A 25956-nucleotide genomic window follows, 5' to 3' on the forward strand; every position below is an offset into this window, starting at 1 on the left:
TAAGACATTGCTTGTTTTGAAACCCAATTGTGAATGCTGCAACAAAGATCTCCCTCCCAATTCGACCCAAGCAATGATTTGCTCTTATGAGTGTACCTTTTGTGTCAGTTGTGTAGACCACGTATTGCTAAATGTTTGCCCAAATTGCGGCGGAGGACTGATGCCTAGACCTATCCGACCGCAACAAGAGCGCAGACAAAAAATAAGTTTAAAACTTCAACCTGCATCCCGTGAACGAGTATTAACAACATTTACACGAGAAGAGATAGTAAGTTTTGCCAGAGCACATTGTGAAGTGCCTTACGAAGATCGTTAGTTTATCTGCTGTTCAGCTTCATAGTCTGACTGAGAAACAATAGTGATTGAATTCACGCCACTGGATTGATTGTCGCCAAAGCTTGATTGGATTTCGTTACTGTATTCATTTTGAAGACGAACCAGTCTATCCGCTACGACCGTAAATGTAGATGTTTCTATATTTTTCACTTTTACAGATAACACTAAAAACGCGCGACCTTTTCCAAAAAAGTCAGTTTCTACTTTTAATGGAATAGCATTTTCATCAACAGTTACAGAGTACACCCCTTCAAATTTGCTGACGTATCTACGAGTTTTCGCATCAGTAATGATGGCTTCCAACGGGAGGTTAAAGCGTAAGATACTCACCTGTTTTCCTTCGTGTGTTGCCGTTTCTTCTTCTATAAAACTGGCTTTCTCAATTCGTCTTAATATGCGCTTCGCTGCAGATAACTGGTAATCAAGATTTACGGCATTTACATCGTAGACAGCATTTAATGTCGGGGTTTTACTTTCTTCGTCTAGTGCTTTCGCCTTTGCCTCTTCTTCCATGGTTTCTATAATGTCTTGAGGGTAATTAATGTGTAAACCACGATCATTGACTTGTACCTTCACGGAAATACTTCCTGTAGTTTCACGGCGTTTCTTATCATCATCCGCATCTTCAACATCGGTAAATTGACGCTCATATATTGCAGATATGGGAGAACGACCTTCTAGGCTCAACAATTTGGCTTTGAGTTTATCCAATGTGGCATTGGTTTCAGCAAAGCTGTTTGTAGAGAATATTAAAATACCAAGTGCTAGGACAAAACGTGTATTTTTCATTTATAAGCTCAAATATTTACGACAGAGTATTGTGGCTAATTTTTTGCTGAAAAGTTGCAACTTATTGTAAAGAAATGTGTTTTGCCTAAACGAATATTTTCCTGCATATCAAGGTATGTGTGCTAATACCCAAGCTTGTGGGACGCATCATAGTATAGGCAATCGACAAGCTTTATAAACCTAACATCTAAACTTGGGAGAATTATCGTGTCTACCATGACAGCTTCTGTTGCCGACAAGTACCGACTCGTTACTCGGAGTGATTTTGACGGCTTAGTTTGTGCCGTATTGTTAAAGGAAATAGGCTTGATTGATGAGATAAAATTTGTCCATCCTAAAGACATGCAAGATGGATTGGTCGACATCACACCTAACGACATTACGACCAATTTACCCTATGTACCCGGGTGCAATTTGGCTTTTGATCATCACTTGAGCGAAGTATCTAGAAACGCTGAACACAATGATCCCAACCATATCATTGATCCCAAGGCTCCCTCAGCGGCGCGAGTTGTGTATGACTATTATGGGGGAAGAGATACCTTTCCCGCGGCATGGGACGATATGATGGAAGCGGTAGATAAGGCTGATGCCGCGCAGTTTACTCGAGAAGAAATTTTGCATCCAGAAGGCTGGGTATTACTCAACTATCTCATGGATAGCAGAACGGGTTTGGGACGTTTTCGCGACTTTAGAATTTCTAACTATCAATTAATGATGGAGCTTATTGATTACTGTCGTAATCATACTATTGAAGAAATCATCGCTTTACCTGACGTACAAGAACGAGTAGTTCTGTACTTTGAACATGCGGAAAAGTTCGCGGAACAAATCAAAGCATGTGCAACAGTATATGACAACCTAGTGTTACTTGATCTTCGCGATCAAGAGACCATCTATGCTGGTAATCGTTTTATGATTTATGCGGTATTCCCTGAGTGTAATATTTCGATACACGAAATGTGGGGTTTTCGTAAGCAAAATACAGTGTTTGCCATAGGTAAGTCTATCTTAAACCGGAGCTCTAATACGAACGTGGGTGAGTTATGTTTACGCTACGGCGGCGGTGGGCATATGGCTGCGGGTACTTGCCAAATTTTTGGTAACGACGAAGTGGTCAAGGCGACGCGAAACGCTCTGATTGCTCAAATCAATCAAGATGGCTGACAAACGAGGGATATCTAGGTGTATTTGCTGTAAAGAACATCCTAGTCAACCCCATATATTGAAGGCATGGTAAGTAGCGCTATTATATGTTGCTCTAAATCGCACGAACCATGCCTTTTTTCTTATGAGTTAGTAGTAGCTGGTTTTAATGACTTATTTATGGCTTTTAAGTCGTCTTCGGTTAGCGTCCCTGCCGCTTGTTTTAAGCTAATAATCGCGGAAATAAAGCTGTATCTTGCATCGGCGAGGTTGCGTCTAGCGTCGAATAGATTACGTGTACTGTTGAGCACGTCTACAATCGTCCGTGTACCGACATCAAAACCTGCTTCTGTCGCATTTAACGCACTTTCTGCCGAAACCACCGACTGCTCCAAAGCGCGAATGGTAGAGACAGACGCTTTTACATCGTTGAATGAACTGCGAACAGAGCGCACAGTTTGGCGATAGCTCAATTCAAGATTTTCGCTTTCAATCACATAGTTGGCGCGCGCGCGCTCTGTTTGTGCACTTACCGAACCACCTTGGTAAATAGGAACGTTTAGGCTAATTCCTATGCTTGTACGATCAAGCGCTGGTGGCGTGTTTCGCACGAGGCCTCTATTGCCCGTTGGATCATCCGTGCGAGAAAATGTAGAGGTTGATTCGCCGTCCTCAATGTCATATGACCCTCGCAAGCTTAGCGTGGGGTAGTGACCTGAGCGTGCGATTTCTATATCTTCTTTTGCTATATCTTTCGCAAAACGCTGGGCGAGCAAATTTAAATTGGAATCTTTGGCAATATTGAGCCATTCATCTGCACTTGAAGGCGATGGGGTGGTAGCAGAAAATCGCTCGGTATCCAAGACGTAGATGCGTTCGTGATATTTTCCGGTGATCTCCCGAAGCTCTTCTAGACGCAACTCTAATTGATTTTCGGCACGAATTTGTCGTGCAACGGTATTATCAAAGTTAGCTTGCGCCTCATGCACATCGGTTATCGCAGTTAGACCGACTTCAAAGCGCTGCTTTGTTTGCTCTAGTTGGCGTTCAATCGCTCTCAACTCAGCTTTGACGAATTCGACATTGTCTTGCTCACGCAGTACTGCTAGATATGCATTTACGGTTCTATTCATTAGGTCTTGTAGCGCAGCCGCAAGCGCAGCATCACTTTGTTGAGCGACGAGCTCAGCGCGATCCATGTTCAACCAATCTGAATGATCATACAGCGACATGTTTAGTTCTACACCATAACTTAAGCTCTCGCTGTCTACGTCACCTGCTACTTCAAAAAACTCTAGATTACCATTTTCATCTCGGTCTGATTGTTGGTTAAATGTTTCCCGAGAGCCATCTGAATAACTGACACTGCCAGTAATTTGTGGCAGTAAAGACGCCCGACTTAAGCTTATGCCAGAATAAGCAACGTCTTTTTGCGCTTCTGCTCTGTTGATCAATGGATCATTTTCTACTGCGATTTGATAAACGGTCATCAGGTCATCAGCTAACGCTGTGTTTGCCAAACCAAATCCAAGCACGATGGAAATTAGCGTTTTTTTCATTCCTAGTTGCCTTTTCATGTGATTTTTTGTCTAACTACTTTCCCTTTAAATATAGATACTCTAAAAAGCCGTTTACAATTTCTGCATGTCATTTGGGCTTTGTTTTTTTGCATATTCATATTTAAAGGGAACATAGCCATTTGTTAGATTAGTTTATATAGCCTGTTATACAAAAAACAATCATAGATTCAACAGACTGAAGGTACCTTCGTATTATTCTGTCGAGTCTAGAGTAAACACGCAATATATAATATGGCTTGCATGTATCAATTTCTTGTTAAGTGTAACAGAATATGTGTAAAACGCGGTTTTGGATGTTTAAAGGCAAAATATGACGAGTTTTACCCAAGCAGATGTCGAAGTAGTAAAAAAAGAATCTTTGCACGATGGCTATTTTCAAACAAATAAATATTATTTGCGTCACCGCAAGTATGATGGTTCTTGGACCGAAGTTTTTACACGAGAGGTCTTTGAGCGAGGCCATGCAGTCGCGGTATTGCTGTATGATTCGGACAATGAAGAATTTGTGTTGATAGAGCAATTTCGGTTTCCTGCTATGGAAACCTCGACCTCGCCATGGCTAATAGAAGTGGTGGCAGGTATTATCGAAGAGGGAGAATCGCACGAGTCAGTTTGTCATCGAGAAGCAGAAGAAGAGGCTGGATTAAGGATTCAAAAACTCACCAAAGTCTGTGATTTTTTAATGAGCCCCGGCGGCACGACAGAGCGACTATATGCCTATATTGGTAAAGTAGATTCTTCTCTAGCCGATGGTATACATGGTTTAGATGAAGAAACGGAAGACATTAAAGTGCTGCGTGTGCCTGAGGTACAGGCAAGAGAATGGTTGGACTCGGGTAAAATCGACAATTCTACCGCGATTATTTTGTTACAATGGTTTTTCTTAAACAAAGCAGCACTGTTGAGTGATTGGCAATAAGTAAAAAGAGACGCACTTGAAAAAACGTTACGTACCACATTTACCGACTATTCTTGCGACCTGCGAGAACAATTATGTGTGTATGATGAAATTGCTACCTGATTGCGACACTGAGGACTTGTCTTACACTTTCAGCGTTAGCCAGTCGATGGAGTACAGAATCAAAATAATCGAATCGACTCGATATACAAGTACGCTAGATATGGCGCAGATTGCCACTAGTTCACCTAAATTCTTGCGCCCGTCGATGCATATACGTTTGTACCACGATGCGAAGGTAGCCGAAGTTTTAGCCTCGCAACGTATTGCCCATTTGAAACCAGTATACGAGTATCCAAACTTAAATATGCATCAGCGTAACGAAAAATTTATGGTTAATATCTTTTTGTCAGAGTGGTTACACTTTTGCCTCAGTCAAAATCACCAAGCCAGTATTTCAGCGCAATAACACATAAAAAAAGAATGTAAACATGCATCATCTTATTTACCTTCATGGCTTTTTGAGTTCTCCTCAATCTGTTAAGGCTCAACAAACACTCGCGTTTTTTAAACAAATTTTACCCAGCACCAACGTGCATGTTCCCATGCTTCCCGGTGACATATCAAAGGCCATTGCTAAAATCGATGCGTTGGTAAATACTCTTCCTGTTACAGAGTTAAGATTTATTGGCAGTTCGATGGGTGGGTTTTTAGCCACATATTTTGTCGAAAATTATGGGGGAAAAGCTGTACTCGTGAATCCAGCGGTAGAACCTCACAGTTTGTTAAAAAACTATCTCGGGGCGCATACCAACCCGTATACAGGTGAACGATTTCATATTCACTCTGAACAACTGCGGGTTCTAAAAGGTATTTACCAGCATCGCTTAAACAACAAAGAGCACTACTTTGTGATGCTACAAACTGGGGATGAAACCTTGGATTATCGTTTAGCTAAACAACGGTATAGTGGAAGCAAAATGCTTATTGAACAAGGTGGAGACCATAGCTTTGTTAATTACGATCGCCACTTACACGAGATAGTGGACTTTTTGCGTTAATCAGAGTTATTCCCTTCAAGGCACGACCTTGGTAGTATGCGACAAGACAAGAAGAAAAGACTCTGTCAATAAGCGTTAAGCGAGCATAGTCAATAATAAATAAGCAAAGACACATATTCTATGAGCAGCCAATATAATTCTGAAGCGATCGAAGTCCTCAATGGTTTAGAGCCAGTCAAACGCCGCCCCGGTATGTACACCGACACAACCCGCCCTAATCATCTGGCACAAGAGGTGATTGACAACAGTGTTGATGAAGCGCTTGCAGGCCACGCAAGGAACATTAAAGTCACGCTGCATGAAGATCAGTCTTTAGAGGTCATCGATGATGGTCGAGGCATGCCGGTAGATATTCATCCGGAGGAAAAAATATCGGGCGTTGAACTTATTATGACTAAGTTACACGCCGGTGGAAAGTTTTCTAATAAAAACTACGAATTTTCAGGTGGCTTACACGGGGTGGGTATTTCAGTGGTCAATGCCTTATCCACTAAGGTCGAGGTGACAGTGCGTCGCGGTGGCGATGTATATGCTATGGCGTTTGGCAATGGCGACAAAACCCAAGAACTCGGCGTAGTGGATAGTTGCGGAAAACGCAACACGGGTACGCGTGTGCATTTTTGGCCAGATCCACAATACTTTGATTCCGCCAAGTTTTCAGTTAACCGCTTACTGCATCTACTCAGAGCAAAGGCCGTATTGTGCCCAGGTCTTAAAATTCGCTTTGATAACAAGCTTACTAAAGAAAGCCAAGAGTGGTATTACGAAGATGGCTTACGGGATTATTTGTATCAGTCAGTTAAAGAATACATAACGGTTCCAGACGACACGCCTTTTGTAGGACAATTTTCTGGTAATGGCGAAGCAGCAGATTGGGCGGTACTTTGGTTGCCTGAGGGCGGTGAGTTAGTCACCGAAAGCTACGTGAATTTGATCCCAACAGCGCAAGGCGGTACTCACGTAAACGGATTGCGCCAAGGCCTGCTGGATGCCATGCGCGAGTTTTGTGAGTTCAGAAATTTATTACCCAGAGGCGTAAAAATTACTGCTGACGATATTTGGGAGCGTTGCGCATACATTCTATCGACCAAAATGCACGACCCGCAATTTGCAGGTCAAACCAAAGAGCGCTTATCCTCTAGGCAGGCGGCTGCATTTGTATCCGGCGTAGTAAAAGATGCGTTTAGTCTTTGGTTAAATCAGCACACCGATGTAGCAGAAATTTTGGCTGAAATGTGCATTGCGAATGCGCAAAAGCGCTTGCGCCAAAGTAAAAAAGTTGCTCGCAAAAAGATCACTCAAGGGCCGGCTCTTCCTGGCAAATTAACTGACTGTTCAACACAAGACAATGACCGTTCTGAGCTTTTTCTTGTGGAAGGGGATTCAGCAGGGGGATCGGCAAAACAGGCGCGTGATAGGGAATTTCAAGCCATCATGCCCCTGCGCGGCAAAATACTGAATAGCTGGGAAGTGGATTCGTCACAGGTGCTAGCGTCACAAGAAATACATGATATTTCAGTTGCACTAGGCATTGATCCCGACTCTGACGATTTAAGCGGGTTGCGCTACGGTAAGATTTGTATTCTCGCCGACGCTGACTCCGATGGTTTGCATATTGCCACATTGCTATGCGCTTTATTTGTCAAACACTTCAGAACCTTAGTAGACCAAGGTCACGTGTATGTTGCCATGCCTCCATTATTTAGAATTGACGTTGGCAAAGAAGTGTTTTATGCCTTGGATGATGCCGAGCGCCAAGGTATTTTGGATCGCATAGAGGCAGAGAAAAAGCGCGGAAAAGTGAATGTTCAACGCTTTAAAGGTTTGGGCGAAATGAATCCATTGCAATTGCGTGAAACCACGATGGATCCGAATACGCGCCGCTTGGTACAGTTAACTTCAGGTGATGCAGAAGAAATGCTAGAGCTAATGGATATGTTGCTTGCAAAAAAACGCTCGGGTGATCGCAGAACTTGGTTAGAGAGCAAGGGCAACTTGGCGGTTGTTGAGTAGTCTAGATGCAAGTCAGATTACTACCTAGCCTTACTTTAATTCCGCCGTATCTGCGAAAACACAAGCACCCGATTATGTGGATATAAATAAAACATGGATCAAATAAACGAGAACCTTTTTATTGGAAATGATGGCAAAGCGCGTTGCAATTGGTGCAGTGCCACCGAAGGTTATATTGACTACCATGACAAAGAATGGGGCTTTCCGGTTAGCGATGATCGAACCTTATTTGAAAAACTTTGCCTAGAGAGCTTTCAGTCGGGGCTAAGTTGGCGCACTATATTAACTAAGCGTGAAGGTTTTCGTCGTGCTTTCGACAACTTCGACTTTAATAAAGTCGCCAAATACAATGAATCAAAAATTAACGAGTTATTACAAGACGAAGGCATCGTCCGCCATCGAGGTAAAATAGAAGCGGTAATTAATAACGCGAAACAAGCCATACTTATGGTTGATGAATTTGGCAGTTTAGCGACATATTTGTGGCGTTACCGTGACGATACACCTGAACCCACGACCCGCGCTACTTCTGACCTATCAATAGCTTTGTCAAAAGATTTAAAAAAACGCGGCTGGAAATTTGTTGGGCCAACAACGGCATATGCCTTTATGCAAGCAATGGGACTAGTGAATGATCACAGTGAAGGCTGTTATGTTCGCAAACTTGTTGAGCAAGCGAGACGTAACTTTGTTCAACCTTAGGTACTGAATACTGCTGACTTATACAGAGATATCCTGCTATCTGAATCACTACGAAAGGCTTTAATCAATACTACGGTTCAGTTTTCCAAAAGGTTTTCACAAGTATACTTAATTTCTCTTATATATATTTAAACAAGGAGAAAAAGATGAGAGATTTAAGTGTTACCGAATTGGAGAAAATAAGCGGAGGAATGAATATTTCTTTCGGTGAGGCAGTGGCTATGGGCGGTGTAGGTTCTGGTATAGGAGCTGCTGCGGCTGGAGCTGGTGCAGCAACAGTCGGTACTGCTGCTGCCGTTGGTAGCGTGGCCGTTGGTGTCGGGGTAGCTGCTTATCACGGTGCAAATGCATTGGGAGCTGAGAGCTTTGGAAAGTGGTTAGGTGGTGCAATTTACGATTTTTTTAACTCATAGTTAAGTATTAAGGGAACAGTCCGATTCATCTGTTCCCAACCTAAGGAATTTTAAAAATGCTGAAAAACATCCGAATAAAACTAAGCGTGGCTAGACTTTTGATTCTGGCGTTTATTGCTATTGGAACATTCTCATTTATGGCAAGTTCTAGCTTCGAATTTGGCAAGCAAAGCGAAGACTATCTTTTGGCTTCTTTACTCTGTGTAGTAGTTTGGTTTTCCTACTTTTTTGGCATAGACCATAAAAATAAAGAAAAACATCTGTGAAATATTCATACATGCCACTTTGGCCAAGCTTCATCTGGCTGCAGCCATCTGAAGACATGCAAAGCAACAATTTAATTGCCTCTGGTCTACGGTAATTATATTCAGTTATCCATACAAAGACCATCTGGGCAGTATGGCGCTATCACGAAGCAATCCTCAATAGCTAAGCTTACGCAAACTCTTCCGGTCAATCAAACCAGAACTCAAGTTTGAGCGGCACTGTCAGCAGTCACGGAAATGGTTTTTTTGGAAGCAATGTCAATGAAATGGACACTCTTGATACCAGAGTTGTTTTCGGGATTTGCTGTGGGCCAGTCAAGCCATATTTATAGACTGGACATACAGCGAATTGTTTGAAGTTGACATTCAAGCTATTGATGTTGGTTCAATCGATATTCAGATGAAAAATGATCTTGGAAACACAATGATTACAAGAGCCAGCGTTTTTGACGCTGCAGGTAGGTGGTTACCTGATTTTGTTGTTGAATCGGGCAGTGGGTTTGATTATGCCAATATTTCTGGCCTTACATCCACCCCAAGACCTCGCCAAGTAAGCCAGCCAAATATACTCGCCCTTTTGTGCTGTTCTATTGTTGGGCTGATGATTTATAGGGGATCCCCTGTATCAGGGGAGTTGGCGCCGTAACTTTTAGCAATAAGCGGCGTACTGGTATGAAAGGTAATCGCATACTAGGTTTGACTAATTCGCTGAATGAGCATGGAACGTTCAATATGCCTTATGCTAAGCCGGAAGGGTATGGAGAACTTGGGGTTTGTGGTACGAGATAGAAGAAAAGCAAGTACTAGTCAATTTTAGCGATGGGTACTGTGTAAAAATGGCTCTTTCTCTCTCTACTACTTTTTCAAGTTGTCTTCTCCAAATCTTAATAAACTCGGCAGAAATACCAGCATAAATAGGGTACTGACGGTCATGCCACCTACTATCACGGCGGCTGTGCCACGGTATATTTCGGCTCCAGAGCCTGGCAATAGCCACAAAGGCAACATACCAAAAAGACTGGTCAGTGTACTCATGAGTATAGGTCTTAAGCGCAGGGTAATGGCTGTTTCTACCGCTTGAGTGCGCGATAAGCCTTTTCGCTCAGACTCACGAGTTTGCAGCACCAAAAGTATCGCGTTATTGACAACTAGGCCAAGTAAAATGACAAAACCAATCATGGTTAAGAGATCGAGCGCTTGCATTACAACAAGATTGCTAATTTGCAATAAACTGATACCACCAACAGTTGCTAGCGGGATGGTCAAGACCACAAGTGCGCTGTCTAAAAACGAGCGAAACATGGCGGCCATCAATAAAAATAGAATCACTAGCGCTAAGAAAAAACTGGCGCTCATTTCTTTTATGGTTTTTTCTAATGCCTCAGCACTTCCCCTGTAATTGACAATGCTGTTGTCTGACAGTTTTTGATAAATGATCGGTTCGACCTCTGTTTTGAGGATAGATAGCGTCTCTTCAAGAGATAAATCCTCTGGCGGCGAAATATTCAAACTCAGGGTGCGCATTCGATCCACGCGACGTATGCTTCTGGGACTCGCTGTACGTTTAAAATCTACCAGCTCACCAAGTGGAATAACACTGTCGTCATTTGCATAAATTGGTGTCGCTAATAGTTGTTCGGGGGATTGCCAGTCTTCTGCCCTGAGCATGATTCTGGCGCGGCGTTGACCATCAAAATATTCACCTAAAAATTGGCCATCTCCAAGCGCTGCGGTAATACCCGCCACATCTTGTCGAGAAATACCAAAACTCTGTAGTTGTGTTAACTTGGGGATTAGTCTTAACTCTGATTCCGAAAACTCTAACTCTGGCACGGCTTGCACTTGTGCGCTCGGCAGCGCATCTTGTATTGCCGCCATCGCGAGCCGAGCCGCCACTTGCAACTCAGCAATATCAATGCCTTGAATATCTATACTCAAGGCGCCAGCCGTGTTGATTCTATTGAATAAGGGTTGTTGACTGGCAAAGGTAAAGCTATCAGGAAAATCGTCTTTTAGCTCTTCGCGTAAAATGGCGAGTAGCGCTTTGACTTCTTTTGGGTCTTCAGCGCTCATACCAGCAAAGCCAAAGGCGCTAAACACACCGACGAAATAGCTTTCTACCTTGGGTTGTTTTTCGCCGTTATAGTAGGGACGTAGCTTTTCGTTTATGACTTGTGCAATTTCTTTATCCGCGATCTCAACACTGATACTGGGAGGTGGGCTGATAAACGCAAAAATATCGTTTCGATTGCCTTGGGGGAGATAGTCTACTTTGGGAAATATTAGCCAAACTATCGCGACAGATGCCGTTGCCAAACCAAGTACCCAAGCAATTCGGTATCTCCGTTTTGCCGTAATAGCCATAATGACTTTGCTGATTGCTTGCCATTGGTGTAAGTGAGGATCGGCGCTACCCTCGTTTTTTAAGAGCCATACTGAACTACTGGGTAATACGAGCATGGCAACCAAAAACGAACTAACCACTGCTACAGAAATAGCCAGTGCCAAATCGCCAAATAACTGGCCAGATATATCTTCGATAAACAAAATAGGAATAAAGATGGCGATAGTCGTGGCTGTTGAGGCGAGTAGGGCACCAGACACTTGTGTGACCCCCTTTGTGGCGGCTTCTTTTGCACATAGCCCTTGGCTTCTCAGTCTCACAATGTTTTCGAGTACAACTATAGCCGAGTCCAGTACCATACCTACTGCGAAAGCGATGCCTGCTAAGGATATGATATTAAGGGTTTTACCCATTGCATCCAACACCACAAAGGTTGAAGCCATCGCTACAGGTATGGTTATCGCCACGATCAGAGTGGCACGGAGACGTCGTAAAAACCACCAGAGTATGCCAATTGCAAGCAGCACACCCATCGCAATATTGTTGCGCAACAAGTCAATCGCACTATCAATGTAGGTTGTTTCGTTATATACCTGTGTCATAAGCAGGTCATTTTGCTTTAAAACACCTTGATTCAAGGCGGTGACTTCTTGTTGAATATCTTGCATGAGTTCCAAAATATTCTCGTTTGCTTCTGGGATCACGCTTATGGCAACCCCTCGCTCACCTAGCTGATAAATTACTCCTAACTCGTCTTCGTATTGATAATCGATAGAGGCGACATCGCTCAACAAAATAGGATGTCCTTCGTGCATCCCTATGGCGGTAGAGCCTAAATTCTCAACAGGGATTTTACCTTGAAAGCGAAGTGTATACTGGCGCCGACCAATCTCTGTAAAGCCACCTGAAGTATCTTTTAGGGAGCGCAATTCATTTGCCAGTTGGTTAATACCTAACTTGTAAGCAGCTAGTTTGTCTGGATTGAAACTTATCCGTAATTCTTTTTCTAAGGTACCGTATGTGTTAACAGACGAAATGCCGTCGATGCGCTCCAGTCTCGATTCGATGATATCTTCTATGAATTCACCGTAGCTTGATATCTGCCGAGTATTGCCGTTGATTGTTTGCACATTGAACCACGCAATGATCCCTGAAAACTCGTCGCGTCCCACAAATAACACAGGCTCTTGTGCGTCAGCGGGGTAACTCGGTACTCGATTGAGTTGATTCATGGTTTCGACTAAGGCGTCTTGTAAATCGATACTCTGGTCGAAACTCAAGACAACTTGGCCAAAGTTTCTGCCTGAACTGGATTCCATTTTTTGCAAGCCAGAAATGCCACGAAGCGCATCTTCTTGCGGTTCAGTTATTTCTGCTTCGATCTCCTCGGGAGAGGCAGAAGGCCAATTATTTGAGATAATAATTTGTGCCTGTTCAACATTGGGTGTCATTTGAATAGGTAATCTAATCAAACTCAGCGCACCAAACAAGGTCACGAGCAATAGGCCTACAATGACTGAGACCGGATTGTCGATGCCCTTTTTAACCAGCGACATTGGCTTTTCCTAATTGCCCTAAAATACGCACTTTGCTATTCGGAATGATGCGCTCTCCTCCGCGCACAATCACCCTATCTGTATTTGATAGTTCGCCATCAACTATGATCATGTCACCGTGTGTTTCACCCACTTCCACAATGACTTGCTGGGCAGTATCGTTTTCTGAAACGCGGTAAACAAAGGTATTGTCTTGGCGAATAATTAACGCATCTCTTGGTACGAGCAATACTTCTTTTTCTCCTTGCAGTGGCACTTCCACGAGCACATTCATACCCACTGGCCAGTCGACATGGCTGGCATCCAATAACACTTCGATTAGCTGAGAGCGGTCATGGCTAAGGGGGATAATTTGCCGGATTGCAAGTTCCTTAAAACTCGTATCTGTTTTTACGCTTAACTTATTTACTGACCGAACACTTTGCCAAGATGAAAAGGGAATCATCACTTGAATGTCTTTGCTATTTAGTTCCACTACTTGGCTGAGCGGGTCGCCCACGTTAACGACTTCACCCACTTCAACAAAACGCTTTGCTATTACACCACTAAAGGGAGCCCGAATGTTAGAAAATTCAATTTGTTGTTTAAGCATGGCAAGTTCGGCTTGTTTTACCCGTATGATGTTTTGTTGATTTTGGGCATCGACGCTTGTTTGCTCTATTTGTGTTTGTGAGGAGTATTGAGATTCAGCTAATTTTTTCAGTCGTCGTAGCTCACTGTTAAAAAATGCCAGTTGATTTTTACCTTGACTGATTTCTGCTTCAATTACCTGTTCAGACAGTTTAAGTAGCGAATCGTCGAGTTTAGCCAAAAGGTCACCTGATTCCAGTATTTCTCCCTGTTCTGCCATCCACAAGACTTTTCCGCTTAGTTGCGTGGCTACTTGACTGTTACGGCGCGACAAAACCTTGCCAAATCGCCAAGTGCTTGGTTGTACCGTAGACGTTTTCACTTGAGCCACTCTCACACTCGTCTTTATTTCAGTGTTGGCATTGGCCGTAGACACCATGATACTCAGTAGAAACAGCTTGAATATGAAAATGCAAAGTACTATAGGTGGCTGATAACAAAGCTTATTTAAATGAAAGGGAGAGTCCTTGGGCATTATTCTTTTCTTCCAGTTCCTTGATATTAGGTTCACTGCACCTTGACTATGTTCTCTTAGTGCTATGCTCTTTGCGCATAACCGAGTTTTGTCGGCGACAGTATTGATTTAAACCTTGAGATGGGTATTTAAGCAAAGTTTGATATTGAAAGCCATGCGAGTGTAAGAAAAATTAACACTGTCCGTGTTTGCAATCGACGCATACCGCGCGAAGAAATCCGTGAAACTCTTTTTCCACATTATATGGCAGTGTTTTCCCTGCTGTATTAGCTATTCCCGCTGTGGTTTCCCAAACGGTAAACGAGAGCCTCTAATCAAAGTGACTATTATTTTTGCACTGAGATGCCATTTAGCTGATCCAGCTTAGCAATAAATCCCCAATTAAACTTTTGACGAGAATCGCCTGACAATACAAAAACTAATTGATTTTTGCCGCTTTTTAAATTGAGCGAAACTTTTTCATCGTCTACGAAAACTCTGCCTTCTGCGCCTTTTTCAGGTGGTGGCCGAAAGTCCATTTCACCTTCGAACAATACTTCAGAATTCAACAGAATCACTAATTGGTCGGCGAAGTCAAAATTCAGTGTAACCTCTTTTTCAGACTCTGAAACTAAGGTACTGGTGAAAATTACCGATTTTTCCATATCATTGTAAAATCGACTCACGTTGATAAGTCCATCCTCATCCGCGGATATACTCTCGAACTCATCCTGTTCAACTAACATGTCGTGTACTTGTTGCTCATAATTTGCAGTGTCTTTGACAAACATCTTAGACATCGCCCATTGAGTAATGTAATTCGGCGAAAGTTCGCGCTCTTGCATTTGCGAAGCCAGGGCGCTGGAAGTTTCAATTTCTTTTATGGAGAAATCGCTAAAATAAAGGTCTCCGAAATTGCTAAAAAGACTAATTCCACCGGTTTTGATATCTCGCTTTAAATCTTCAACAATAAAAGTTGGCGCTTTCATGTCGCCTATGTAAACAGACATCTTGTCCTCAAGCACTTCAACTTTCAGGTGTACCCAAACTTTGAAGTCCAAAAAAACGATTTCATTCTCGCTTGTTTCAAACAATAGAGCTTCAGAACTTTGAGGATCGAAGATATAGGCAGGGCTTTCTTCGGGGATATCAATAAAGGTTTCTTTTGAAAAATTAACACCGTTTTCTTTTAGGCTGAGAAGTAAAGTATCACTTACCTTTCCGCTCACTAGCTCTTCTTTCAACGTAAGAGGTAAAGTTGCGACTGCTTTTCTGGGGAATGTTGCTTTACCTTCATAATCGGGATAATTATATAACTGCCAAGGAAGGTTGCCATTGTGGATAGGCAGGTATTGCAGGGCATCTTTATTCCCGCTCATCATCATTCTGAGGTACAAATACTCGAAATTTTTTTGATCCTGTACCCTAAATGCCAATCCTGGAACCTGAGCGTTGCAATAAAAATCAACAACGAAGTTCTTGAACCTTACATCTTTCAATATGGCTTTTTGACCATTCTTTACTAACAAAGATTGCCTTCCCTGATGGTTCAAAATTGTTAAACCATCAAGTGAGCCATCGTTATTCTCTATTTTCCAAAAGTCGTCATTGAGTGGATATTTTTTGAATGGTTCCTGCTCTTTACTTTGCCCTTGATGACATGTCAATGTTAGAAAAATAAACAATGCTAGATTATAAAATAGTTTGCTATTCATCATGCTAGGCCAACTCGTTGTAGTCTTTGTTTGTATAATAAATAAACTACAGCAAGACAGCTTGTTGAATACAGTACTTTCGATAAGGTATCAAATTATGATATTTTTAAATTAAACTGGGTATAGGTATTTGATTAAATGGAAGCAAGCTTGCAAGTAAAAAACTGCCTTGTTGAAATAAAAAAGCAGCTAAAAGAAAAGCGCATGACCTATCAGCAAATTGCCGATAAACTTGGCGTTTCTATACTAACAGTAAAGCGTCAGCTTAATGCGGATGACCTTGGGTTTAAAAAATTACTGTGTTTGTGTGATGCAGCGGGTTTGTCACTAACGGAAATACTGAGTGAGATTGAGGATAAAAAAGTTAGACACACTTCGTTTACTGAAGAGCAAGATTTGGCTTTTTGTGAAAACGAAAGTCTTTACCATTATTTTACAGAGCTTTTCTTCAACAAAAAATCGCCAGAAATCATTCAATCTAATTATCATCTGACACCGGCGTCAAGCCATCGATATTTAAGGAAACTAGAGGATATCGGACTAATTTCACTCTCAATAAAAGGCAAGGTGTCTTTCCTTGTAGAGGCGCCGATTGGATTTGTTGAAAGTACGCAATTTGTGTTGAAAGAAATCGAAAATGCATTGCAAACCGTCTCGAAAAGGTTGGCAGAAGCTTCAAAATTTGAAGATTATATTGTTGTAAAACCACTAAGCTTACCTAATGCGCTTCTAAAACAAATGCACAACGAAATTGAAGATATCGTCTCACACTATGCTGAGCTGTCTGAAAGGTTTTATGTGGGTTTAGAATATCCGCATACCTCGTTAGTGATTTGCGGTTACAATAATCAAACAGTCAAATCGTCGCCAACAATCAAAAATTTCGATTGACTATAAACGTCAAATATTCATATTTCTTGCTTACTTCGAACGGTAGATGCAGGCCAAATTATAACGAGTAAACTGAGTAATATCATCCCCATGCCAGACCAACCCTGTAGTCCGATAATTTCATTGACGATGGTGACCGCCAGTAAGGTTGCAATTACGGGTTCGAGTAAGGTGATAAGCGTCGCGGTGCTGGCCTTGACCTTGCTTAATCCGTAACCAAATAATTTATAGGCCAGAACGGTCGGCACTATCGCCATGTATAAGCCTACTGCAAGTGATTGAGTCGAATGTATAACAGTAGAATAGGTAAAGATTAATATTGGCAAAAGCAAAACGCCGCCAAGTCCAAATTGGCTTCCCATGGCGGCTCGTGCACTAATACCACATCGAATCAGCCGATGCCCTACCCAAGAATAGGTGGCATAACTTAGACCCGCCAAAAGACCCAATCCTATGCCCCAATAGCTTTGAGCTGCCATTGGCTCACCGACAATTTCCGCTTTAGCGAAAGACAAAAGGGCGACACCAGACAAGCCCAAACCGGCGCTTATTCTCCAGCGTCTTGATAGTTGTTGTTTATCAAAAATACGCTCTAACAGCGCGGTAAAAAGTGGTGCTGAGCCAATTGATACAACGTTGCCGATGGCGACACCCGATAAGTGCATCGCACTATAAAATGCTAATGGATATACAACAATGGATAGAGAACCAATGATGATAAGCTGCCAATGGCATCGTAAAAGCAGGTGGTCCAATTTGATCGCGCCAATTGATAACAAAGCTAGCAAACATCCACCCACGCCCATTGTAATGGCAGCAATGGTGATCGGATGAACACCATTCGCAAAGGTCGCCGCTGTGCCTGTTGTGCCCCAGAAACATGACGCAATAACGATGGCGAATATGCCCAATTGATAGTGTTTCTCCATTAGTTATTCTTACCAACAATACGTTCGGCGATACAGTAGGCCCTGCGCATTTTGTCACTACTGGCCTCAAGCCCTGCAAGAGAAATTGCTCCTTCAAGTAAAAATGCGAGTTCATCGCTCATACCACATACTTCCTCATGGTCTTCGGGCAGTATTAGAAGCGCCGATACGTTTTTTTTCACCAATTTATGAATGTGGTCTTTGTGCTGTTTTACTGCTAACCGGCTGGGGCTGCCAGCAGGCATTTCAGCCGCAGCATTTAGTAAACCACAGCCGCGAAAACCATTGTCGTAGTCAAATTCAGCATGATCTTGGTATGCTAAAAATATGGCCAATAGCTTAGCGCGAGGATCCTTCGCACGTTCCAAGCGTTTTTCATACAGGCTCAGCCACTCTTGATGACGCGCCTCAATATATGCAGCGACTAATTCGCTCTTTGACCCGAAGTTGTTGTACAAACTCATTTTAGCTACTCCCGCTACCGCAATGATGCGGTCAATGCCGGTAGCGGCAATGCCATCGTTGTAAAACAAGGTCGCTGCAGCGTTTAAAATTTTTTCTTTAGTGTTCATATTTTTATTATAGATAGACCGGTCTGTATAATTTACAAGAATCGAAATATTGTGCAAGCTAAATTTTACTTGGGTGGGAGTGTTCTATTGCTGCCTCTATCTCTCGGTCGCTTCTTACGCGTGCAATAGCTGATTTTCCGTTTAGCAGAGATATGTAAAAAAACAAAAGGCCAAATATTTGTTATCAACGAATACTAACATTCGTTAAACTTAGTGCTAAATCTCTCGGTATAGCGATTTTTTATGCTAAACCGCTCAAAAGTCTCATTACTTGACAGCGCCAAACTTCGTCAGTTTTTGATTGTCTGATAAAAAATGGGCATGGCACAGGTGATGAGGAATGATAAGCAGTCCCCAGTGGCGCTCAGGTTTTCTTAAAAAATGGTAAACAGTTTTGCACAAAATTTTTAGATACATTGCCATCGTTTTATTGCTAATTTTAGTATTGGCCTCAGTCTTGTTTATTGATTTATCAGCTGATGTTCAAGCACAAAGTAGCAAGCAAATAGACCAAGCAGAATCTGTTAATACCTTATTGGCAGATGTACGTTATGTGTTTCGCAAACGTTACCAAGCGCATCAACTCCATGTAAACGAAACACAGGCAAATAGTCTCGCTGGTTTTGTTCAACGTGCTAAAGATCAAGCTTCGGCTGATCTGAATTTTAATGATGAGTACATCGTCGTGTCGATGAGTTATCAATTGATAAATTGGTTTGATCTGTTTGCCAATGTTCACGTTGTGGTGAAAGAAGGCAAAGGCTTGGAAATTGATAGCGTGCGCATCGGGTCGGTAACTTTACCGGGTAATTGGGCATTGGGTATCGCCGAATCAATAGTAAATAGCTATACCAATACGGAGTTAGCAACAACCGCTATCAGTAGTATCGATAGTATCCAGATCAACAATAAAGACCTCACACTATCACTCAATCCTCTGGATGCACTGTTGCGAGAAATAAAAAACATCGAGACAGGCAGTGTTGATGATAACGATAAAATACTTAAGATTCGGGTAGCACACTATCTACGTTTGCTCGATGGCATGTATTTACCGCCCGTCAACGCCGATCAGGTATCTGTATCACTAAATGAATTACTCGTGCCCTTGATGCAAGAGGCACAAACAATGAGCCAAGCAGAGGGGGGCTCAGCCACACTTGAAAATGAGGCTGTATTACTCGCGGTGGCGATCTATGCAGGGCATCGTCGCTTTGCAACCATTGTGGGCAATATGGATTTTGCCTTAGCGAAAATACCGCAATTGACGAAAAAACCAGCCTTAGCCAATCGGCAAGATCTAAGCCTACATTTTATCTTTTCAGCTGCGATTAAATTGTTATCCGAACAAGGGGTCAGTGTAGCAGTCGGTGAGTTTAAAGAGTTGATGGATAGGGGAGAGGGTGGTTCAGGTTATAGTTTTGTTGATCTTGCCGCAGACATGGCGGGTGCGCAATTCGCGGCACTTGCGGTCAATCCAAAAACTGCCGAGAGAGTGCAGCAAGTCCTGATTGTCGCCGACAATGAAAGTGCTTACTTCCCATCGATTGAAGGCTTGGAAGAGGGCATGTCCAAAGCTGAGTTTACAAAAAAATATAAGGAAGTGGACAGTAGCGAGTACCAAAGCGTGGTTGCTCAAATCGAAAAAAGGCTCAAAGACCTAGCGGTATACCCTTAGGCTTTGTTTTTGAGTATAGGTCATTTAGACTCTCGGGAACAAAGGCGTTGCATTAACAAGGGATCTCACATCGAGAACAGGAAGTAAATTGTGGATTTAACAATAAAAAACAGTGTTAGAATAACTTATCGAGTTATGGCTTTGTTGTTATTGTCGTTTGTAAGTCACTCGCTCGCGGCAAGCTCAGTGTTTAAAGTCACTAAGGGGCAAAACAGCATCTATCTTGGTGGTACCTTCCATATCTTAACCGAAGAAGACTATCCGCTCCCCGCCGCTTATCAAATGGCATACGATGCAGCCGATGAACTAGTTTTTGAAACGGATATTGGTGCGTTTGAAACCCCCACTTTTCAACAAAAAATGTTGCCAATCATTATGCAAGCTGCGGGAGAAAAGTTGTCTGACAAATTATTGCCAGATACTCTTGAAGCCCTACATGAGTATTTACAAACACTCGGATTACCAAAAGGGCAATTTGAGGATTTGAGTGCGACTGGTGCGATGCTTACCCTAACGATTATGGAGTACAGAAGAAAAGGGTTTACCAGTGAAGGTGTCGATGAATACTTTTATGCGATGGGAAAAAAAGCCAAGACGGCTATTTCTTGGTTGGAATCTGTTGATACTCAACTTGCTTTCCTAGACAGTTTTGATGATGAAGATCCGAATGCACTCATTGAATACACATTGAAGGAGCTGGATAAAAGCGATGAACTGATTAGCAAGATACACAGTGCTTGGCGCAAAGGCGATATGTCAGCCTTGGTACAAGCAGGAATGGTCGAAATGATGAGAGACCATCCGCAAATATACAAAGATTTAATCGTAACGCGCAATGAAGCATGGTATCCGCAACTACTCGAGATGTTAAAAGATGCAGATACCGAATACGTATTAGTCGGAGCTTTGCATTTACCCGGTGAGGATGGCTTGTTAACTAAACTAAAAAAGGATGGCTTTATCGTTCAACAAATTAATCAAGCACCTGCTAACTAAACGGCTTGTTTAAACTTTCCCAGTGTTGTTAATAATAGTTCGAGCTTTTTTACAACGCTGGGTAAACTCGCTTTGACTTGTTCGTCTTCTAGAGTTTTGAGTGCTTGAATGTCTTCTGCTAGTTCTTGGACGTAGCTAATAAAGCGTTTGCTACGCGTAGTAAAGGGAGTGTCGTCTCCAAATATTGTCGTAAACTTTCCTTTGCCGTCTTGTTGTAAGGCATTCAAGGAATTGTCAGCATCTACCGCTTTTCGGTAAGCTTGTTCTAAATTTGTGTTTAGCGCTTCTAGTAAGTTATTCATGAAGTCTTTGTTCTGGTCGATAGTACTTAATGGTTGGCAATTTTGCCGACTTTTACTTATTGCTACAAGCAATTAAGGAAAAATGATGGACATACAAGCGAATGCTAATCTAGCTTACGCCTTGGAAATCAAGTCTGCTAATTCAGCAAACAACCAGCAAGAGCAGGAAGGGCAAGCTGTGTTGCAGTTATTAGAATCTGCGGCACCGCCAACCCCTACTGGTAGTGCAGGGTTTAATGTTAATACTTATGCTTAGTTGATTGGTGATCAATAAGCTAAGAGCAGAACAGCCTCGGGCGAAACTGAATAATAGTCAGTTTCGCTTTACTCCAAATGCAGATCCATGGGAGTTTTACTGGCTTTCCCCGCCACTTCGCGCATTAACTTAGGTACGAGATACCCCGATTGCATAGTCAGCACTTCTCGCATAATTGCCTTGGCTTTGTTGTCTTCAATATCAAAATGCGACGCGCCTTTCACCTTATCAAGTAAGTACATGTAATACGGTAAAATACCAGTCTCAAACAATGCCTCATTTAAGGCCGCAATGCTGGTCGCGTTGTCGTTAATATTCTTTAAGAATACCCCTTGATTCAGTAAGGTAGTACCGGCTTCTTTTAGTTTTTGACAAGCCTGTGAAAGAGCGGTGCTTACCTCATTTGCATGGTTGATATGAAACACTACAATAGTCTGTAAACTTGTCTTGGCTAGGCAAGTCGTTAATTCGGGGGTGACACGAGACGGCATGACTACTGGCAACCGTGTATGTATACGCAAGCGCTTCACATGGGGAATGCTTTGGATAGCTTGGATCATCCAAGCAAGTTGCTTGTCTTTTGCCATTAATGGATCACCCCCCGACAATATTACTTCATCAACGGCCTTGTCTTCGGCAATTTGACGAAATATCTCGAGCCATTGCGCCTTATTGACACTGTTTTGTTGATAGGGAAAATGGCGCCTGAAACAGTATCGACAATTTACCGCACAGCCTGTTTTGACAATCAGCAATACTCTGTTTTTGTACTTTTGTAGCATCGCAGCGGTATTGTTGTTTTGCTCTAGCAAAGGATCGGCACTAAAGCCCTCGACGTCTAAAAACTCTTCTTGCCTTGGTATAACCTGTTGCAGGAGAGGGTCGTTCCATTGTCTTTTTTGCATTAAATCTGCAAAAAAACGCGGCACACGCATGGGAAACAGCTGTCTTGCGGAAAAATGCGCTTGATAATCTTGAGATGAAAAACCAAGGTAATCTAATAATGATTCGGGTGTGGTAAAGGCATCGGCCAATTCTTTTTGCCAGTCGCTCTCTACTTCAATCAATTTTTTTTGTATTATCTGCATGTATATAGTTTATCTGGATTAATTAGAGGAATACATGGCAAATTTCAGTACCAACGAGTTTAAAGGTGGTCTTAAGATCATGCTTGACGGCGAACCCTGCTCAATTTTAGAAAATGAATATGTTAAACCGGGCAAGGGGCAAGCGTTTAACCGTGTAAAAATTCGTAAGCTGATTTCAGGAAAAGTACTGGAGAAAACATTTCGCTCGGGCGAGAGTGTAGAAGGCGCAGACGTCATGGATACAGACTTAGCCTATTTGTACAGTGATGGCGAATTTTGGCACTTTATGAACAATGACACTTTTGAGCAAATCGCAGCAGATGCAAAAGCAGTAGGCGATAATGTTAAATGGTTGGTAGAGAACGATGTGTGCACGCTTACCTTGTGGAATGGCAGCCCAATAGCCGTGACGCCACCTAATTTTGTGGAAATCGAAATTACGGAAACCGACCCTGGCTTGAAAGGTGATACCGCAGGGACAGGTGGCAAGCCTGCAACGCTTGCGACAGGCGCCGTTGTGCGCGTGCCTTTGTTTGTGCAAACTGGGGAAGTCATTAAAGTCGATACACGCAGTGGTGAATATGTGTCGCGTGCACAAAAATAATGATTGATTGGCGACCAAGTGCGTCAATGATAACGCTGCGCAATCGCGCGGCGTTTTTTTCATCTATACGCCAATTTTTTGAAGCACGCGGTGTACTTGAAGTCGATACGCCATTTTTGTCTCCGAGCACGATCACTGATGTTCATATGGAAGCGATGCATACCACCGCTGCAGGCAAACCGATGTACTTACAGACCTCGCCTGAATACTATATGAAACGCTTGTTGGCGGCCGGTAGCGGTGATATTTATCAGCTTGGTAAGTGTTTTCGGGATGAAAAGGCAAGTCGAATACACAGCCCTGAATTTACTATGCTTGAGTGGTATCGAGTAGGGTTTTCTATGCAGCAACTTATGGATGAGTTATCCGAGCTTACCGATCATTTAATCGGTTTGTCTTGTGAGCAGCATACATATCAAGCGTTGTTTGAAAAGCACTTGTCTGTCAATCCTATAATTGTCAATTGGCAGGAGGTCGCAAAATTGGCAATGGATAAAGGCTTAAAAGACTATGTGCTCACTTGTGAAAAAGATTATGATTTGTCTGCCAACGCTTCTGAAGAGAGCCAAAAAGGCTTTGTCGATGCAATATTGCAGGTGTTGTTTAGTGTCTTTATTGAGCCAAAAATCGGTGCGGATCACCCCGTTATAGTGAGTCACTTTCCTGCATCTCAGGCGACCTTGGCGGCACTATCTGCAGACAACAATACAGCTCTGCGTTTTGAACTCTATTACAAAGGTGTAGAATTAGCCAACGGCTACGAAGAAGCCACCGATGCAGACCTTTTACTGCGTCGCTTTAACGCAGACAACAATTTACGTATGCACTTAGGCAAACAAACTAAAGCCATCGACAAAGCCTTTGTTGCCGCAATGAAAAGCGGTTTACCGTCCTGTTCTGGAGTTGCGCTTGGGATAGACCGTTTGTTGATGCTGGCTGAAAATGCACAAACTATTGCGTCAGTAATGCCCTTTAGAGTGGAGTAAGTATGCCGCCGTTTGACCAAGAACAATGGAAAGCGTGGTTACAAGACAAAGTGCTAGTAGCTGGTTATGGCTCTTTATTGAGCGCAGACAGTCGGCGGCTAACGAGCAATCTCAATACACCTACTGTCAGCGTTCAAATAAAAAACTGGTCTCGCGCATGGATCACGCGGGCATATCATGAAAACCAAACCTATGTCGGCGCATTACCTAGTCAAGGCGCTTGGTTAAATGCACAACTGGTTCCAAGCCAAATTGATGCTGCTCTGGTAAAACGCGAGCAAGACTACCGACTTACGCCTATCACGATAAAAGATATTGAATTGACAGAACCTAGCGCTGATACCGCTAGCTTTAAGGAAATTCTTTCAAACTATCCAATCTACATTTGCGAAACACTTGAAAATCGCCCTGCAAACCAAGCATACAAAGTCAATTTTTCATACTTGGCAACGTGTTTACTCGGTTGTTTCGAAAAGCAGGGGGTAGAGGGTATGAGAGCTTTCATGCAAACAAGTACGGGTTTAAGCAAAGAGCTATTATTTATGGACAACAAAGCGCCTTTGTATCCTTGGGCAGCTAATTTAACACCTGAGTTTGAGGCGCTTTGTAAGACCATTGTCGAAGAATATTTTGCTAAGACAATATACAGACCATAAATGCTGGTGATGACCGCATTGCAAAAAATCAACAGCCCCTAGATTATTCATCCATTTCCGCCAGTTTGTTTGCCCAGCTTGTCAATTCGTCATGCCATTCTGGATTGTCAAGATCGCTACTGTATATTTCGAAGTAAGATGCGTTGTAGGTTCTGTATGCCCAGTCAATGCCGTCAGCGGGTTTGCCGAAGGCAAGTTTTGGCACATGGCGCTCATTGAAAGGCGCTTCCCAACTCCCTAACATCTGAAAGCCGTTTGTCGTTGGCGTATTTAAAAATACCTCTCCTAAACCTTCAACAACAGGCAGACCTGTGACAGGTTCACAATTCTCACATGGGCGATTTGCTGCTAAGTTATCTTGCCATAATCCCATGTTTTCGTATGTAAGTAGCGTGTCACGACTTGCCTCCCATAAGCTCGGCGAGCTTTGCTCGTCATGTATTTTCCATAGCGAGTAAAAAAGTGGGATAAGAGGGAATTCAGTTTGCATTAGTTCAATATTTTTTCTGAGTAGCAGCTGCAATTTGTCTCTTGAATAGCCTGGAACCTCATTTACGGCCGTGCTGAGTGAGTCACGCAACGAACCTCTGGGTAAACCTGGCATACTAGGGTGAATAATATTTAAAACGGAGTGGTCGCGAAATGCTACCGCTTGGTCGTTGAGCGCAGGATCGATTATTTTGTGTTCAGCTAAGCTGGCAATAAACTTTGCAAAACGCAGATGTAGTTCTTCATCCCAGGGGCTTGGCCGCGCTACCTGACCGTCCTGCCAAGTTTCTATATTTGAATCATCGACCAAGTACTCAGGTAGTGTTGGCATCAGTATCCATGACAACTTCTGATTGCGTTTTGCTAGTTCATTCACAATGTAATTAAGTGCGGTAAAATCATAGTTGTCTTTAGATATTTCGAAGTCTGCCCACGAAAAGCGCCAAGCATAACCAGTCACAAAAGGATAATCTCGTATACCAGCATCTCGATGCGTGCCAAAGCGGGTATCTAAGGCATAGAGCCCTCTTACAGACTTAATCATTTGTCGTGGTTTGGGTTCTACAGCGGGAGTTGGGATTACAGGTGGAGTAGGTGTGGTGGGAG

At 42.8% G+C, this 25956-nt stretch carries 27 protein-coding genes; 17 read left to right on the plus strand and 10 right to left on the minus strand.

Annotated features, from left to right (window positions below; genetic code table 11):
- Positions 1–16: 16 nt before the first annotated feature.
- Complete coding sequence (locus ACFOHL_RS05995; protein ID WP_376919404.1) at positions 17–316, plus strand: DUF1272 domain-containing protein; 300 nt, start codon at positions 17–19, stop codon at positions 314–316.
- Here the strand turns inward: ACFOHL_RS05995 and ACFOHL_RS06000 are convergent.
- Positions 313–1125, minus strand: a complete 813-nt coding sequence (locus tag ACFOHL_RS06000; protein WP_376919303.1) for a hypothetical protein — start codon at positions 1123–1125, stop codon at positions 313–315. The two genes, ACFOHL_RS05995 and ACFOHL_RS06000, sit on opposite strands and share 4 nt — an antisense overlap.
- A gap of 216 nt (positions 1126–1341) precedes the next feature.
- Between ACFOHL_RS06000 and ACFOHL_RS06005 the strand changes: the two genes are divergently transcribed.
- On the plus strand, positions 1342–2292 hold the full coding sequence (locus ACFOHL_RS06005) for an exopolyphosphatase (protein ID WP_376919405.1): 951 nt from the start codon (positions 1342–1344) through the stop codon (positions 2290–2292).
- A 122-nt stretch (positions 2293–2414) separates the two neighbouring features.
- Here the strand turns inward: ACFOHL_RS06005 and tolC are convergent, their stop codons facing one another.
- Positions 2415–3830, minus strand: coding sequence for an outer membrane channel protein TolC (gene tolC, locus ACFOHL_RS06010; RefSeq protein WP_376919304.1), 1416 nt, complete (start codon positions 3828–3830; stop codon positions 2415–2417).
- A 331-nt stretch (positions 3831–4161) separates the two neighbouring features.
- Between tolC and nudF the strand changes: the two genes are divergently transcribed.
- The 8 genes from nudF to ACFOHL_RS06050 all read left to right on the plus strand — a co-directional run bounded on the left by nudF (position 4162) and on the right by ACFOHL_RS06050 (position 9850).
- On the plus strand, positions 4162–4770 hold the full coding sequence (gene nudF, locus ACFOHL_RS06015) for an ADP-ribose diphosphatase (RefSeq protein WP_376919305.1): 609 nt from the start codon (positions 4162–4164) through the stop codon (positions 4768–4770).
- A gap of 16 nt (positions 4771–4786) precedes the next feature.
- Positions 4787–5218, plus strand: coding sequence for a DUF1249 domain-containing protein (locus ACFOHL_RS06020; RefSeq protein WP_376919306.1), 432 nt, complete (start codon positions 4787–4789; stop codon positions 5216–5218).
- Positions 5219–5240: 22 nt separating this feature from the next.
- The gene (locus tag ACFOHL_RS06025) at positions 5241–5810 is read left to right on the plus strand and encodes a YqiA/YcfP family alpha/beta fold hydrolase (RefSeq protein WP_376919307.1); all 570 of its coding nucleotides are present in this window, start codon (positions 5241–5243) and stop codon (positions 5808–5810) included.
- 120 nt (positions 5811–5930) lie between these two features.
- Positions 5931–7823: a DNA topoisomerase IV subunit B gene (parE, locus tag ACFOHL_RS06030; RefSeq protein ID WP_376919308.1), complete on the plus strand. Its 1893-nt coding sequence runs from the start codon at positions 5931–5933 to the stop codon at positions 7821–7823.
- 93 nt (positions 7824–7916) lie between these two features.
- The gene (locus ACFOHL_RS06035; RefSeq protein ID WP_376919309.1) at positions 7917–8525 is read left to right on the plus strand and encodes a DNA-3-methyladenine glycosylase I; all 609 of its coding nucleotides are present in this window, start codon (positions 7917–7919) and stop codon (positions 8523–8525) included.
- 146 nt (positions 8526–8671) lie between these two features.
- Complete coding sequence (locus tag ACFOHL_RS06040) at positions 8672–8938, plus strand: hypothetical protein (RefSeq protein WP_376919310.1); 267 nt, start codon at positions 8672–8674, stop codon at positions 8936–8938.
- 56 nt (positions 8939–8994) lie between these two features.
- A complete protein-coding gene (locus ACFOHL_RS06045; RefSeq protein ID WP_376919311.1) occupies positions 8995–9204 on the plus strand; it encodes a hypothetical protein in 210 nt (69 codons plus the stop codon).
- A 349-nt stretch (positions 9205–9553) separates the two neighbouring features.
- Positions 9554–9850, plus strand: coding sequence for a hypothetical protein (locus tag ACFOHL_RS06050; protein WP_376919312.1), 297 nt, complete (start codon positions 9554–9556; stop codon positions 9848–9850).
- A 209-nt stretch (positions 9851–10059) separates the two neighbouring features.
- On the opposite strand, the gene ACFOHL_RS06055 is transcribed toward ACFOHL_RS06050, so the two are convergent.
- The 3 genes from ACFOHL_RS06055 to ACFOHL_RS06065 all read right to left on the minus strand — a co-directional run bounded on the left by ACFOHL_RS06055 (position 10060) and on the right by ACFOHL_RS06065 (position 15906).
- Positions 10060–13104: an efflux RND transporter permease subunit gene (locus ACFOHL_RS06055; RefSeq protein WP_376919313.1), complete on the minus strand. Its 3045-nt coding sequence runs from the start codon at positions 13102–13104 to the stop codon at positions 10060–10062.
- Entirely contained in the window at positions 13091–14113 is a 1023-nt protein-coding gene (locus ACFOHL_RS06060; protein ID WP_376919314.1) for an efflux RND transporter periplasmic adaptor subunit, read from the minus strand. The genes ACFOHL_RS06055 and ACFOHL_RS06060 overlap by 14 nt, the downstream gene beginning before the upstream one ends.
- A gap of 422 nt (positions 14114–14535) precedes the next feature.
- Positions 14536–15906, minus strand: coding sequence for a hypothetical protein (locus ACFOHL_RS06065; protein ID WP_376919315.1), 1371 nt, complete (start codon positions 15904–15906; stop codon positions 14536–14538).
- A 135-nt stretch (positions 15907–16041) separates the two neighbouring features.
- On the opposite strand from ACFOHL_RS06065, the gene ACFOHL_RS06070 reads away from it, so the two are divergent.
- Complete coding sequence (locus ACFOHL_RS06070; protein WP_376919316.1) at positions 16042–16794, plus strand: hypothetical protein; 753 nt, start codon at positions 16042–16044, stop codon at positions 16792–16794.
- A 17-nt stretch (positions 16795–16811) separates the two neighbouring features.
- Here the strand turns inward: ACFOHL_RS06070 and ACFOHL_RS06075 are convergent, their stop codons facing one another.
- Positions 16812–17723, minus strand: a complete 912-nt coding sequence (locus ACFOHL_RS06075; RefSeq protein WP_376919317.1) for a DMT family transporter — start codon at positions 17721–17723, stop codon at positions 16812–16814.
- Entirely contained in the window at positions 17723–18295 is a 573-nt protein-coding gene (locus tag ACFOHL_RS06080) for a TetR/AcrR family transcriptional regulator (protein ID WP_376919318.1), read from the minus strand. Before ACFOHL_RS06080 ends, ACFOHL_RS06075 begins: the two co-directional genes overlap by 1 nt.
- A 394-nt stretch (positions 18296–18689) precedes the next feature.
- Between ACFOHL_RS06080 and ACFOHL_RS06085 the strand changes: the two genes are divergently transcribed.
- Positions 18690–19973, plus strand: coding sequence for a hypothetical protein (locus ACFOHL_RS06085; RefSeq protein ID WP_376919319.1), 1284 nt, complete (start codon positions 18690–18692; stop codon positions 19971–19973).
- Between the two features lie 90 nt (positions 19974–20063).
- Entirely contained in the window at positions 20064–20969 is a 906-nt protein-coding gene (locus ACFOHL_RS06090; RefSeq protein WP_376919320.1) for a TraB/GumN family protein, read from the plus strand.
- Here ACFOHL_RS06090 and ACFOHL_RS06095 read toward each other — a convergent pair.
- Positions 20966–21271, minus strand: coding sequence for a hypothetical protein (locus ACFOHL_RS06095; RefSeq protein WP_376919321.1), 306 nt, complete (start codon positions 21269–21271; stop codon positions 20966–20968). The genes ACFOHL_RS06090 and ACFOHL_RS06095 overlap by 4 nt on opposite strands.
- Positions 21272–21353: 82 nt before the next feature.
- On the opposite strand from ACFOHL_RS06095, the gene ACFOHL_RS06100 reads away from it, so the two are divergent.
- Positions 21354–21527, plus strand: coding sequence for a hypothetical protein (locus ACFOHL_RS06100; protein WP_376919322.1), 174 nt, complete (start codon positions 21354–21356; stop codon positions 21525–21527).
- Between the two features lie 68 nt (positions 21528–21595).
- Here ACFOHL_RS06100 and epmB read toward each other — a convergent pair whose 3' ends face one another.
- Positions 21596–22615 carry an EF-P beta-lysylation protein EpmB gene (gene epmB, locus ACFOHL_RS06105; protein WP_376919323.1) on the minus strand — a complete coding sequence of 340 codons (1020 nt, stop codon included), beginning with the start codon at positions 22613–22615 and terminating at the stop codon, positions 21596–21598.
- Positions 22616–22649: 34 nt separating this feature from the next.
- Between epmB and efp the strand changes: the two genes are divergently transcribed.
- From efp to ACFOHL_RS06120, 3 genes are read left to right on the plus strand one after another with little or no spacing between them, the layout of a single operon-like run.
- Complete coding sequence (efp, locus tag ACFOHL_RS06110) at positions 22650–23219, plus strand: elongation factor P (protein WP_376919324.1); 570 nt, start codon at positions 22650–22652, stop codon at positions 23217–23219.
- Positions 23219–24205 (plus strand): elongation factor P--(R)-beta-lysine ligase, encoded by a 987-nt coding sequence (gene epmA, locus ACFOHL_RS06115; protein ID WP_376919325.1) that lies wholly within the window; start codon positions 23219–23221, stop codon positions 24203–24205. The genes efp and epmA overlap by 1 nt, the downstream gene beginning before the upstream one ends.
- A gap of 2 nt (positions 24206–24207) precedes the next feature.
- Complete coding sequence (locus ACFOHL_RS06120) at positions 24208–24861, plus strand: gamma-glutamylcyclotransferase (protein WP_376919326.1); 654 nt, start codon at positions 24208–24210, stop codon at positions 24859–24861.
- Between the two features lie 43 nt (positions 24862–24904).
- Here the strand turns inward: ACFOHL_RS06120 and ACFOHL_RS06125 are convergent, their stop codons facing one another.
- Positions 24905–25894 (minus strand): hypothetical protein, encoded by a 990-nt coding sequence (locus ACFOHL_RS06125; RefSeq protein WP_376919327.1) that lies wholly within the window; start codon positions 25892–25894, stop codon positions 24905–24907.
- Positions 25895–25956: the final 62 nt, after the last annotated feature.

Origin of the sequence: Agaribacter flavus (genome assembly GCF_042646125.1) — a bacterium.
In the GTDB taxonomy this organism is placed as follows: Bacteria; Pseudomonadota; Gammaproteobacteria; order Enterobacterales; family Alteromonadaceae; genus Glaciecola; species Glaciecola flavus.